This is a genomic window from Paenibacillus sp. NPDC058898 (assembly GCF_049316025.1).
Taxonomy (GTDB): domain Bacteria; phylum Bacillota; class Bacilli; order Paenibacillales; family Paenibacillaceae; genus Paenibacillus_AQ.
This window is the reverse complement of sequence record NZ_JBMOSM010000002.1, coordinates 297,547-310,243: the sequence shown is the minus strand read 5'-3', so window position 1 is coordinate 310,243 and position 12,697 is coordinate 297,547. Positions and strand designations below refer to the sequence as shown.

The following is a 12,697-nucleotide window of genomic DNA, read 5'->3' as shown; positions in this document are numbered from 1 at the left end:
ATCTATGAAAAAGCTGGCATTGACGTTACTGACGGGCGTATTGGCTTTGAATTTGGCAGCATGCGGAAGTACAGGCGGGAATCAAACGGATAACGGAGGCAAAACGAACCAGGGAGCTTCGGGATCCAGAACTTACTTTATGAATCCAAAGTCCATAGGCCCTGCTTATTGGGCGGCGGCTGAGAAGGGCGCGAAGAAGGCGGAGGCCGATTTGAAGGTAAAGGTTCTGTTCAATGCGCCGACAGAGGCGGATTCCTCCAAGCAAATTAATATGATTCAGGATATGCTGACCCGCAAAGTAAGCGGTATCGGCGTATCGCCCAATGATGCGAAAGCGGTAGGCCCTGTGTTCAAGAAGGCGGCAGGCCAAGGCGTCAATATTGTGACCTGGGACAGTGACGCGCCGGACACAGACCGCCAATATTATGTAGCTCCGGCTACAGACCAAGAAATCGGGGAGCTTCTGGCCAAAACGATCGGAGAGGAAATCAGCGGCAAAGGACAGGTCGCGTTCATGGTAGCCGGTCTGGGCTCGCAAAACCAGATTGCCAAATCCAATGCGGCTAAAGCTTATTTTGCAGCCAACTATCCGGAGATTGAGGTCGTAACGACTGTCGCGAGCGACGACGATCAACAGAAGGCGTATGCCAATGCGCAAAACCTGCTTCAAACCTACCCTGATCTGAAAGGCATAATCGGATTTGCAGGCGGCGAACCTCCTGCAGCCGCGGAGGTCGTGGAGCAAGCTGTAAAGGCAGGCACTTTGGAGAAGAACCAAGTGGCCATTACAGGCATTGCCGTGCCGAGCGTCGTGAAAAATTACATCAAGAACGGCACGATCAAAACAGATATTATTTGGGATCCGGGCAAGCTGGCTTACGTAACGGTCTATATTATGGATCAACTGGCTCAAGGCAAGGAAATCAAAGACGGCATGGAGATTCCGACGATTGGAACAGTGAAGGTAGACGGACAAAGCGTCTTTATTGGCACGCTTGAAGTTACGAACGATAATGTGGACAGCTTTGATTTCTAATAACACCCTTAGGAGGCGGCCTTAATGGAGTATAAGGTGCAGATAGAAGATTTAACGGAGGAGGCTTTTGCTCCCTATGGCAAAGTGGTGGATGTGCCGGCGATTGACCCTTCCAAATCCGGTGACGGGTGGGATTGCTGGAGCTATGTTCAAATGCTGGACGTATGGGAGCCCATCGGATTTGGACTTGTCGACACCAAGCGGCGCGAATTTGTCGTCACAGCCATGGAGAGGCATGTCAGCCGCGAAGAGCTTCTGCTTACCTTTGATCGTGAGATTGTGCAGCCTGTAGCATTGTGCATGGATATTGACAATCCGGATGAAAGCCCTGATGCTTCCACCGTCAAGTGCTTCCGAATCAAGCCCGGACAAGCTATCGTCATCCATCGGGGGGTCTGGCATAGCCCGGCCTACCCGGCTGTGGACGACGCCCGTTATATGTTCGGCATCGAGAAGAAAAAGGATAAATTCGGGGATGAGATGATCAATCCGTGGGTTGATTTTATGAACGGAAGCACTGTTCGATTCGAATAAGGGAGCAGGCACGGCTCCTGATACTCTTACGGCAGCTGCGGATTCATGCGGTATCAGGAGAGTGCTGCCACAAAGGAGAGAGAGAGATGAACCAAGAACAAAGAGTGATGGATTGGATCGAGAATCATCAAGATGAAATTATTCAATTTTTACAGCAGCTTATTCAAATTCCGAGCGTGAACCCCTGGTTCTTCGAGGAGCCAGGGCCATCGAAAGAGAAGGACCTGCAACAATTTATTGCCGGCAAGCTGGAGAAACTGGGTGCGGACATCGAGATTTGGGAGCCCGTCGCTGATGAACTGAAGCAATATGAAGGCATGGCGGGCTATTATCCGGGAAGAGATTTTACGGGCAGACCCAATCTGGCGGCTACGTTTGGCAAAGGAACGGAAGGCAAGTCCTTGCTCTTGTTTGGCCATATTGATGTCGTCATGGCAGGCTCAAAGTGGACGGTCGATCCGTTCGAGGGCAAAGTGATTGACGGGAAGATGTACGGCCGCGGCACCGTTGATATGAAGGGCGGAGTCGCAGCCATGATTATGGCCGTCGAAGCGATTCTTCGCAGCGGGTTTAAGCTTAAAGGTCCGGTTGTTGTCGGCACGGTCGTCGATGAAGAAGCGGGAGGCATGGGGGCGCTTGATTTCATCCACCATGGCTATCGAGCAGATGCATGCATTTTGACAGAACCGACCTCGCTAACGATCGCCCCGCTGTGCCGTGGGATTTTATGGGGGAAGATCAAAATCCAAGGCCGCAGCGGCCATATTGAGATGCCGCAAGCGGATTGGCAGGACGGCGGCGCAGTGGATGCGATTAAGAAAGCGAGATATATTCTGGAGCATTTGGACCGCTTGAATGAGCAATGGGCTGTCAGCAAGACTCATCCCTACTTGGCGATCCCTTGTCAGGTGCATGTCGCGCAATTAAACGCTGGGGAATATCCGACCTCCTTCGCCAATGAGGCGGAAATCGTATTTAACGCGCAATACTTGCCATCGGAGCGTGACGAGAAGCTTGTAGGCGGCAACGTAAAGAAGGAATTGACGGACTTTCTGCGCGAGGTATCGGAATCAGATCCTTGGCTGCGTGAGCATATGCCGGAAATCGAATGGCTGGTGGATGCCGATTGTGCAGAAACGGATGTGTCTCATCCCTTTGTTCAGACCTGTGTACAATCCTTGAAGGCTATTGGAGAGGAAGGGAAGATCGAAGGACTGGGCTTCCATACCGATATGGGCTGGCCGGTGAACGTCGGCATTCCGACCGTTAACTTTGGACCAGGCGACCCAAGCCTTGCCCATCATAGCGACGAATTTACACCTGTCGATGAAGTGATTCAGGCGGTCAAGATGATTGCCAAAACGATTGTGGACTGGTGTGAAATCGCGGAAGCGTAAAAACGGGATCAAGACGGCCTGTAGGTATAGGGCCTGGTGATATACAATACGGAGGTGCTTGAACTGATGAAAATCTTATTTGTTGGCGAATCTTGGGTTGTGCATATGATTCATACGAAAGGTTATGACAGCTTTACCTCGACCAAGTACGAGGAGGGAGCAACCTATTTGCTCTCCTGTCTGCGTCAGGAGGGAATTGACGTCACCTATATGCCTGCGCATGAAGTACAGGTGCGCTTCCCTCAATCGTTGGAAGAGCTAAAGGCCTATGATGCGATTGTACTTAGTGACGTAGGGGCCAACACATTCCTGCTCCAAAATCCAACCTTCTATCAAATGCAAATTATTCCGAACGCCCTTGAGCTAATGAAGCAGTATGTCGCTGAAGGGGGCGGCCTGCTGATGGTTGGCGGTTACCTGACCTTCATGGGAATCGAAGGGAAAGCCAATTATAGAAATACGATATTGGCCGATGTGCTGCCGGTAGTCATGATGGACAAAGATGATCGGGTAGAGATGCCAAGCGGCTTCTCGCCTGTCGTATCGCAGCCGCATCCACTGGTAAATGATTTGGGAGAATGGCCTAGGCTGCTGGGTTATAATAAACTGTCAGCCAAGCCGGGGGCAGAGGAATTGCTAAGCCATGAAGGCGATGCCATTCTGACGGTCGGAACCTACGGAGCCGGCAAGACGGCAGCCTTTGCAAGCGATTGTTCGCCGCACTGGGGATCGTTGGAGTTTATGAACTGGGAGCACTATTCGGCCTTTTGGTCCAAGCTTATCAAGTATTTGGATTAGCAGGCTAAACCTCGTGGAGGTTCGAGTCCTCTCGACCGCATCTATGAAGCAAAGCTGTTTTTCAAGTGGAAATTTAACTTGGAGAACAGCTTTTTTTCGTTCCTCTTCATGCAGAACTCGCGTTATACTAAACAGGAGGAACCGTTCAGCTTTAAGGTGAATTCAATGGAGTTGGATTTATAATATAAGACCTGTTAGCGGAAGTTACGGGCGAGTTATTTTGAATACAAGGGGTGTGATCCTGTGATAAAACCTCGAATAGGGTTTAGCTTTATGTTGTCGATGCTCGTTGTTGTGAGTTTGTCTGTTGGATGTCAACCAACGGATGAGGGGAATGTGGCTCAGCATCCGGTACCTGAGCAATCGGTGATTTCTTCGAATGAGAATACCCCGGAGACAGAGCTCCCTTCCGGCTCAGCTTCAGGAGGTGATGACACCGCGGGAAGCAGTGTCGTTGCAGTAGAGGATACGGACGTATCGCCCGATCATCAGACCGCTGAACCCGATGTGGATTTAGCGGATGTGACGGCGGTCCGGCTTATTAATCATAGCTCGGGCTGGATTGGCGGGGAAGGCTGGATTGCTTTTAGTGATAACGGTGGTACGGAATGGGAGGTTCAGGCTCAGCCGAAAGGCACGGTACGCCAAATCTTTGCGCTGAATGGCAAACAGGCCTGGACCGTGATGGAGAATAACGATCTGTATCGCACCACGGATGGCGGGGAGACGTGGATTTGGATTGGAAGCACGCCGAATGCCGGATTTCTCCATTTCATCTCGCCTGAAACGGGATTCAGCGGTCAAGCCAAAACCGAGGACGGAGGTAAAACCTGGAGCGACCAGGATATACCGGAAACGACCGCCAGCAGCCCTGCCACGGGAGCTATCACCGATGGAGCTGCTGAAGCTCCCAAGAACGTAGGCGCTGTGTCTGGACCATTGTATGTTGTTAATACAAGGACCCATAACTAATGCATAACAAAGAAGACCGGAAACCTCCGGTCTTCTTTGTGTGGTTATGCCTCCATTCTCAGCGAGGAAGAGGCAGAACGATGAATATCATATCATTCATTAAGGGAGCTCTTTGAATATCATTCGGGAGCCTAGCCAAATACCAGCCGCAACTCCGAATAAGCCGAAGAGGGCCACCAGGACGATCAAATTAAAGGAGTGCCAGCCGAGCAGGAATCCAATGCCGCTTCCCATGGTTGTTCCGGTGAGCAATCCCAGTGCAGCGCCAATTTGTTTATGGCGTAACGTCATATGTCTGTCACCTCAAAGTTAAGTATTGCGGTCTGAATGTTACTTGTATTCCCTGATCGTCTCGAAATATGCCTTAACAGAAAATAAGCCCGGCTTAGCCGGAGCGATCCGACAAGCTGAGCATGGGTTGAAATATAAGTATGGTTATGATATTACGGCTACTTCGATTAGGAATTTTGCTTTAATGCGCAATCTGCGAATAGAACAGATTTAGGGATACGGAAGAACTGCTCCGCTTTTTCCTGGAACGCTGGGGATGGTACGGTGCCCTGGTGCAGCCATTTGCGGAATGTGCCAGGATGCACGCCGATCCAGCGGCTGACATCGCTTACCGACAAATCATGAACCATGCACAGACCTGTCAGAATCCGGTTGCTAACCGGTGAGCGTGTCAGGGTGCGTTTCATGAAGCGGGAAGGTGCCGGCTGACAGATTAAAGGTGACTTGTCCAGCAGTTCCTCTCTGAAGAGTATGTGGCGGGGATAACCCAAGTAGTCACAAGCCTTCTCTAGGTTGTTTTTTCCGGGAACGCGTCCCTCATATACCCAGGCGCTGACACTACGGGAGGATACTCCCAGTTCCTCGGCCAATTGCGACAACTTGATATCGTTGGCCATAAGTACGGCTAGTAGGACGCGGTTGCGAATTTGGCAGCGGGTCGGCCGGCGAAAGCGCTTGACTCGCACACCTTTCCCCAAATATTTACGATTGATCAGGGACCACGCCTCAATGGAGTGTTTTTCTTGCTGCAGTTTTGTAGGCATAATTCCTCCGATTTTTTTAACACAATACTACAATATTCGACACTCACTTTTCAATAGCCAAACATAAAACAATTGTTTCCATTTCGTTGTTACATGATTTATAAGTCGGACGTAATGGTCCGACAGACCTACTCGCTTATTTAATTATTATAATGTATCGTTCGCCTTTTGGTGTTTTAGATCGGGGTGAATCGCATGTACAACCAGAATATAAGAGGATAAACACGAATAATAAACATGATTCAACTTGACTCATTCGTGAATTCGTTTTATATTAACTACGGTTGATAAAGAAAAAAGATGCTTATTCGTATATCCCAATTCCTGACTACGAATAGGATGCGCAAGCATACCTATTCGGAGCAGGATTTTTTTTGTGCCCGGAAGTGGTGTGCGCAAAGCGACAGTCAAACACACAGGGGGATATGATGAGCAAATATGATGTTATCGTTGTTGGTGCCGGTCCGGCTGGCATTTTCGCTTGTTATGAACTGACATTGAAGTCACCAGGAAGCAAGGTGCTGCTGGTTGACAAGGGACATGATATTTACCGGAGAAGCTGCCCGATCCTGGAGGAGAAGATTAAGCTCTGTCCACCGGCAGTAGGACGCAAGGAATTTGCCGGTTGTTTGCCGGCTTGTTCGATTACAGTGATTGCCGACTGAAAGCCCACGGTTTTAATCGTGGGATGAAAGACGGCTTTGCCAGAACATCCCTTCATGGGATGGGAAGGGCAAACACATAGCACGTGTGCGTGTATGCTTTTCTTTTTGTTTAATCGTTGCAGTTGTGTGGTTAAACTGATACAATTGTTTTATGGGACAAGAATATAGACGTACAGCTACAACAGTATCTCTCATTAACTATCATTTTGTTTTCTGCCCTCGTTATCGAAGAAAAGTGTTAGTAAAACAAGTGGAAATTCGATTCAAGGAGCTATTAGCTGAAATATGCCATCAGAATAACTGGATTATTGTGGCGATGGAAGTTATGCCCGATCATGTCCATCTGTTCCTGAACTGTCTTCCCACCGATTCTCCATCAGACATTATGGCAAAAGTGAAAGGAGTAACCTCTCGAATATTAAGGCAGGAGTTTGAGCATCTTGCTCATTTGCCTAGTCTGTGGACACGTTCTTTTTTCGTTAGTACAGCTGGAAACGTATCAAGCGAAACCGTAAAGCGTTATGTTGAAGAACAAAAGAAAAGGGGGTGAACACATGCAAGTTTTAACCGTTAAGATACGCATATTTCCTGATCAACCAGCCATTCTAGGTCAATTGGGAAATGAGTACATTCGGGTAGTCAATCAACTAACCGAACGGGCTGAACAACTGGGGGCATTTTCGAAAATGACTACAAAAGATGTAGAAACAATTCTTCCGTCTGCCGTTTGTAATCAAGCGATTCGTGATGCCAAAAGTGTTTTCAGTAAAATCAAGAAACTTGGTGTTCGTCCAATTCTTAAAAAACCTGTATATTTCGTTAACAATCAAAACTACACGGTATCCGAAAGTACAGTTGCTTTCCCTATCGTTGTAGATAAAAAGACGAAGAAAACAACGTTTCGTGCTACAGCGACTAGTAGAGATATGGAGCTGTTAAGAAAAGCCAAACTTGGATTGATGCGTATCATTGAAAAGTCAGGGAAATGGTACGCTCAAATTTCGGTAGAAGTGCCAACAAGTGTAACAAGCAACGAAAACATCATGGGAATTGATCTTGGTTTAAAAGTTCCTGCTGTTTCTGTAACTTCTACAGGTAAAACCCGATTCTTTGGAAACGGCAGACAAAACAAGTACATACGAAGAAAGCATGAGCAACGTAGGCGTAAATTAGGAAAACTCAAAAAATTGTCTGCCATTCGTAAGCTAGGTAATAAAGAGCAACGTTGGATGAAAGATCAAAACCATAAGATTAGTCGGCAAATTGTCGATACAGCCATTGAGGAAGGTGTGTCAATCATCAAGCTTGAACGACTAGAGAATATTCGCAAGACGGCAAGAACAAGCCGCAAAAACGCAAAGAATCTGCATAGCTGGACATTCTATCAGCTTGGGCAATTCATCTTCTACAAAGCAAAGCTTGTCGGCATTAAGGTTGTGGAGGTAGATCCTGCCTACACTTCGCAATCTTGTCCTGCCTGTGGGGAGAAGAACAAAGCAAAAGACAGAAGGTACGAATGCTCATGCGGATTCCACGCTCATCGTGATCGGGTTGGAGCGATCAATATTATGAATCAACCTGTGGCAGATGGTAACAGTCTGTCAGCCTAAGATGCTATATGCACTGTCTTAGGACGGGCTGATGAGACAGCCCTGAACTTGGGGGAACTACGGTTAGCAGAAATGCACGACCGACTACCACCCAAGAATCCCAATGATACCGAAGGTGTCAGCTTGTGGCTTTAGCCGTGGGAGTCTCAACAGGGGGCTTGCTCAGGCAGGAGCCGCCGGCGTCTGGATTGCCCAGAACATGCTGAACCAATTAGGTTCGTGATTTTAGCGGTTGTTCCCTTAAATAGAATTCGATCTCAGGAGCGCGTTCTGGCGTAAGTCAGACGGTGCTCCTATTTGGCTAGATCTGGCGCAGCTGATATGTCCGATATGTTGGTGGTAGCGATTTCTTTTTCCGGACGAACGGGGTATGATAGATACGAAAGATTTACATAAATGCTAGAGATGGAGGAACGGACGATGATTAAACATATTGTTTTTTTCAAATTGAAGGATTCATCCGCCGAGAATATTGAGAAGACGGTGCAGGTGCTGCGTGATATGGATGGCAAGATTCCGATGCTAAGATCCCTTGAGGCGGGTGCCGATGTTATTCGCTCCGAGCGCTCTTATGATTTGGCTTTGATCGTTGAAGTGGACAATCTTGAAGATTTACAAGCATATGCCGTTCATCCTGTTCACCAGGAAGTGATCCAATACATCAATACGGTGAAAGATCATACGCTTAGTGTTGATTTTGAAGTGTAGGCAATGATATAGACTTTACAACAACAGGCTGGAGGAGATTTGCGGTGTATTATGTGAATCAAGAACAAATTGAACGGCGTCTGAGCGCGATTCCCGAAATCGCGGAAGGATTGCGTGCTGCGGCACAATCATGGGACGGAGGCCTGGTGCTGGGCTTGGTTCAGGAGCGTGCGCTTCATCTGGCGATCGAAGTCGTAACGGATGTGGGCAGCTACTTGATTGACGGATTTATTATGCGGGATGCCAGCAGTTATGAAGATATCATGGATATTAATCATGAGGAAAAGGTGTTCCCTGAAGAGGTTCATAAGGTGCTGCTGGAGCTGGTTCGATTGCGTAAACCGCTCGTGCAGGACTACTATGATTGGGACAGGCATGCGCTTCATTCTTTAACCCCGATTCTGCCTGATGTGCTGGAGCAGTTTGCGGGAAATGTCCGTGAGTATTTAAAGAACGAGATGTACTGAGGCTTGTATAGTTTTAAAAAAGAGGTATCCATGACGCGCCATGGGCTCTTCCATACGATTCATCCATAACAGACCGTTCAGGTAATCCCTGAACGGTCTGTTTTTTTGTTGTCTTTATCTCAAGCGGCTGGGATGTTCCGAAGTTGTAGGGGATACTCGTGGTTTTTCTCTGCTGGAATAAAAAAATCGCCGATGTTGTGTCAAGACAAGCCCATACTGCTTATAATGCATCAAGCGACTAGGCATTCGCCCGGTCGGACGAAAGGAGGAGTTCCCGATGACAGAATGGAGTGCGCTGGCCGCTGCTATCGGCATCGTTCTGATCGCGATTGCGGCGGTGATCATGATGGTGTCGGTTAAAAAGCTGATCGGGCGGGCCGAGACCATGCTGGGCAGGCTTGAGGAAGACAGTAGCCGATTGAGTCAAGAAGCCTCGCAGGTGCTGGAGCAGGCATCGGTCTCGTTAGAGATGATTCAGCGTCAGCTGGCAGCGAGCGAAGCTATTGCCGCTTCCATGTCCGATGCTGCGTCAGCGGTAGCCAAGACGGCCGATGCGGTTCATGCTGTAGGGAAAAAAGCTTCCATAACTGCCATTGAGCATCTGGAACGTGCTCGCCTCGATAATGAACGGCAGATCGGGGAGGTGTTCCGGTGGGTTGATGCCGGAATGACGCTTTGGCATTCATGGAACAAATACACCTCCAAGTCCGACGAAGGGCAAGCCAAATAGAAGGAGAGATGGAATATGAAAGAGAAGAGCAAAGGGCTCCTCTGGGGAGTATTGATCGGCAGTGTTGCAGGTTCTGTTACCGCACTTCTTCTGGCTCCAAAATCCGGCAAAGAGCTTCGGAATGACATTGCCGACGGCGCCCGCGGCATCGGCACCAAGGTGCAGGAGGCAGCAGAGAAGGTAGGAGAACAGGGCGTTAACCTGATCGGCATTATGACGGATCGGGCAGAGAATGTGATCTCCGACATTCAGTCCTGGCGCAACCGGCAAGAAAGCTGGATGGCAGATGAGGAAATTGCGCAGGTCTCCTCGTTTGACGAGGATTTTGAAGAAGAGGTTTATGTGTCCACTGCTGCCGAAGTGAAGGTCAACGATTAATCCGGGATCAGCTGACCGCTTCAGCACTCATTTACGAGGATAAGGATCATATCAAAATACATGAAGGCCGGGGCGGCAAAGAGCCCCGGCTTTGTTGTGTATAAACGATTCGAAATAAAGCCCCGATTACTGCCCTTTGCTCCTGTAATGGAAATTCGGCGAACGGATGTCGTTATGATAAGAGGTGTGGAAAATATGGGTTGTAGCCGGCGAGACCGGAGGAATCAACCAACTCCAATCCCCTGTGAGCTCCCGCCCGGCTTGCTGTTCGCGCTGTTCAAACAAACCGAATTGGGCTGCTGCCGAATGATGGTCCACTATGCTGACGCCCGCTTTTTTGTAGGAATAGAGCACGGCAGCATTGAGTTCAACCAATGCGCGATCCCTCCATAAGGTAGTTTCGCTGGAAGTATCCTGCCCCATCAGCTTGGCAATAAGCGGAAGCTTGTTGTAGCGCCCTTCATCTGCAAGGTTACGGGCTCCGATTTCGGTTCCCATATACCAGCCGTTGAACGGTGCGGCCGTATACATAATGCCGCCGATTTCAAGCAGCATGTCTGAGATGAGAGGCACCCCATACCATTTTATCCCTTCCGCTTTAAGAGCAGGAAGTTCGGGATGCTCCAAAGGGACTTCCAGCACGTAGGATTTCGGTATCGCAAGCCACTCCGGCGGCTCATTCCCCTGCTGCACAACCAGCGGCAGCACATCATAGTCGGTCAAGTCTCCCTGCCACCCCAGCTCCATGCATTCCTTCGTGAAGGATAGAGAAGCCGGGTCGCCAATCGTCCCGTCCGCCGTTTCGTAACCGGCATACCGAATCAACTGGTGGTTTTTGATAATAAGTGGGGCTTCTCCTGGACGTACAGCCCTGAAAATCGTAATTGTTGGCATGATTTTTCCGCCATTGGTGGCACTCTCGATATGGTGGAGGAGTGCTGAGAAAATGTCAGAGGTTTCCGTTAAGTGCCTGGCATCGAATACCTTGAGGCGATCCCAAAACAGTCTGCCGATACAGCGGTTGCTGTTTCGCCAAGCCATTTTGGCTCCATGCGTCAGTTCCTCAAGCGTATGCTCATATGTACCTGTCAGCTCGATCTGTGAGCGGATGTTCATGAGCCGGTCCTCGGCTTCTTCCGGGCTGCGGTTTAATTCTGCATAACAAAGCTCGATAAACGGCTTCGCAGCTTCCATAAGGTCGTTATGATGTATGTTGTCATTCACGTAGAATTCTCCTTTACTATACGCGCGCTTATTATAGTATAAACTACCTACGGTCAGCGACCGGCGCAAGAGTCTACAATTACTTGAACAATTAAACAACGGTCTTTTGGGAGCGGCGCCCTTGTTGAAGATAGGGGGGAATTGGGGTAAGATTTAAGGTACATTTCGATCCGAAATGACATATGGTATCACTGTAAACCATGAATTTGACAAGAAGGAAGCGGTGGGTTCGTGCAGCAAGCAATCGCAATACTAGACTCGGGTGTCGGCGGGCTGACTGTCGCTAAAGAAGTGATGAGACAGCTCCCGAGAGAGAAAATTATTTATTTCGGAGATACAGCCCGCGCACCCTACGGACCCCGTACGCCGGAAGAAGTCCGTTTATTTACGGAGCAAATTGTAGATTATTTAATTCAGTATGATCCTAAAATGATTGTGATCGCCTGTAATACGGCTACGGCGGCGGCGCTTGATTATATTTCGTCCAAAGTGCCTGTACCGGTCATCGGTGTCATTCACCCAGGGGCGCGTGCCGCCATAAGCGCAACAAAGACCGGTAACGTCGGCGTGATCGGTACTGTCGGAACCATTGGCAGCGGAGCATATACAGCGGCTCTGAAACAGCTCTCGCCTTACGTCGAGGTGGAAAGTCAAGCCTGTCCCGAACTGGTACCGCTCGTCGAACACGGATTGTTCCGATCCAAGGATGCCTTGCAGGTGGTGCAAGAATCTTTGAGAGGCATCAAGGATACCTCCATTGATTGCCTGATCCTGGGCTGTACTCACTATCCGTTCCTGATGAATACGATCCAGAAGGTTATGGGGCCGTCCGTGAAATTGATCAGCTCCGCCGATGAGACGGCTCGCGAGGTCAGCACGATTCTGTACGATAAAGGCCAGCTCGCGAGCAGCATGGAGAGCCCGGTGCATCAATTTTTCTGTACAGGAGATCCGGTCATTTTTCAGAGCATTGCGACCGAATGGCTCGGAGAGTATATCAAGCGGACGCCTGTTGTCTGGCAAATTACGAAGCTATAATTCACATTCATACCTTAGAGCTTATCAAGAATGAATAAGAGCAAGCAAGCGCAGGCAGGACAAGGGATTACACCTTGCCTGCCTT

General features: G+C 49.1%; 15 protein-coding genes and 1 pseudogene. 13 read left to right on the top strand and 3 right to left on the bottom strand.

Going from position 1 to position 12,697, the window contains the following annotated elements:
- Positions 1-4 precede the first annotated feature (4 nt).
- From ACOZB4_RS05655 to ACOZB4_RS05635, 5 genes are all read left to right on the top strand, one after another.
- On the top strand, positions 5-1,036 hold the full coding sequence (locus ACOZB4_RS05655; RefSeq protein WP_379414275.1) for an autoinducer 2 ABC transporter substrate-binding protein: 1,032 nt from the start codon (positions 5-7) through the stop codon (positions 1,034-1,036).
- A 24-nt stretch (positions 1,037-1,060) separates the two neighbouring features.
- Positions 1,061-1,570, top strand: coding sequence for an ureidoglycolate lyase (locus ACOZB4_RS05650; RefSeq protein ID WP_076325690.1), 510 nt, complete (start codon positions 1,061-1,063; stop codon positions 1,568-1,570).
- 86 nt (positions 1,571-1,656) lie between these two features.
- Positions 1,657-2,967: an ArgE/DapE family deacylase gene (locus tag ACOZB4_RS05645; RefSeq protein ID WP_379414280.1), complete on the top strand. Its 1,311-nt coding sequence runs from the start codon at positions 1,657-1,659 to the stop codon at positions 2,965-2,967.
- 36 nt (positions 2,968-3,003) lie between these two features.
- The gene (locus ACOZB4_RS05640; RefSeq protein ID WP_379414281.1) at positions 3,004-3,765 is read left to right on the top strand and encodes a glutamine amidotransferase; all 762 of its coding nucleotides are present in this window, start codon (positions 3,004-3,006) and stop codon (positions 3,763-3,765) included.
- A gap of 243 nt (positions 3,766-4,008) precedes the next feature.
- On the top strand, positions 4,009-4,737 hold the full coding sequence (locus ACOZB4_RS05635; RefSeq protein WP_379414282.1) for a WD40/YVTN/BNR-like repeat-containing protein: 729 nt from the start codon (positions 4,009-4,011) through the stop codon (positions 4,735-4,737).
- Positions 4,738-4,836: 99 nt separating this feature from the next.
- Here the strand turns inward: ACOZB4_RS05635 and ACOZB4_RS05630 are convergent, their stop codons facing one another.
- Entirely contained in the window at positions 4,837-5,028 is a 192-nt protein-coding gene (locus tag ACOZB4_RS05630) for a hypothetical protein (RefSeq protein WP_339291320.1), read from the bottom strand.
- 167 nt (positions 5,029-5,195) lie between these two features.
- Positions 5,196-5,792 (bottom strand): helix-turn-helix domain-containing protein, encoded by a 597-nt coding sequence (locus ACOZB4_RS05625; protein ID WP_339266869.1) that lies wholly within the window; start codon positions 5,790-5,792, stop codon positions 5,196-5,198.
- 428 nt (positions 5,793-6,220) lie between these two features.
- On the opposite strand from ACOZB4_RS05625, the pseudogene ACOZB4_RS05620 reads away from it, so the two are divergent.
- From ACOZB4_RS05620 to ACOZB4_RS05590, 7 genes and pseudogenes are all read left to right on the top strand, one after another.
- Positions 6,221-6,442, top strand: a pseudogene (locus tag ACOZB4_RS05620) (NAD(P)-binding protein); the annotation flags it as partial.
- A 166-nt stretch (positions 6,443-6,608) separates the two neighbouring features.
- Positions 6,609-7,007: an IS200/IS605 family transposase gene (gene tnpA / locus ACOZB4_RS05615; RefSeq protein WP_379414283.1), complete on the top strand. Its 399-nt coding sequence runs from the start codon at positions 6,609-6,611 to the stop codon at positions 7,005-7,007.
- A gap of 4 nt (positions 7,008-7,011) precedes the next feature.
- Positions 7,012-8,067, top strand: coding sequence for an RNA-guided endonuclease InsQ/TnpB family protein (locus ACOZB4_RS05610; RefSeq protein WP_379414284.1), 1,056 nt, complete (start codon positions 7,012-7,014; stop codon positions 8,065-8,067).
- Positions 8,068-8,487: 420 nt separating this feature from the next.
- Positions 8,488-8,775 carry a Dabb family protein gene (locus ACOZB4_RS05605; protein ID WP_076325696.1) on the top strand — a complete coding sequence of 96 codons (288 nt, stop codon included), beginning with the start codon at positions 8,488-8,490 and terminating at the stop codon, positions 8,773-8,775.
- A gap of 44 nt (positions 8,776-8,819) precedes the next feature.
- Positions 8,820-9,242 carry a DUF86 domain-containing protein gene (locus ACOZB4_RS05600; RefSeq protein WP_339291315.1) on the top strand — a complete coding sequence of 141 codons (423 nt, stop codon included), beginning with the start codon at positions 8,820-8,822 and terminating at the stop codon, positions 9,240-9,242.
- A gap of 277 nt (positions 9,243-9,519) precedes the next feature.
- Positions 9,520-9,972, top strand: a complete 453-nt coding sequence (locus tag ACOZB4_RS05595; RefSeq protein WP_379414285.1) for a DUF948 domain-containing protein — start codon at positions 9,520-9,522, stop codon at positions 9,970-9,972.
- A 15-nt stretch (positions 9,973-9,987) separates the two neighbouring features.
- A complete protein-coding gene (locus ACOZB4_RS05590; protein WP_379414286.1) occupies positions 9,988-10,350 on the top strand; it encodes a YtxH domain-containing protein in 363 nt (120 codons plus the stop codon).
- 126 nt (positions 10,351-10,476) lie between these two features.
- Here the strand turns inward: ACOZB4_RS05590 and ACOZB4_RS05585 are convergent, their stop codons facing one another.
- Entirely contained in the window at positions 10,477-11,544 is a 1,068-nt protein-coding gene (locus tag ACOZB4_RS05585; RefSeq protein WP_379414328.1) for a nitric oxide synthase oxygenase, read from the bottom strand.
- Positions 11,545-11,805: 261 nt separating this feature from the next.
- On the opposite strand from ACOZB4_RS05585, the gene racE reads away from it, so the two are divergent.
- Positions 11,806-12,612: a glutamate racemase gene (gene racE, locus ACOZB4_RS05580; protein WP_339291311.1), complete on the top strand. Its 807-nt coding sequence runs from the start codon at positions 11,806-11,808 to the stop codon at positions 12,610-12,612.
- The last annotated feature ends 85 nt before the right edge of the window (positions 12,613-12,697 follow it).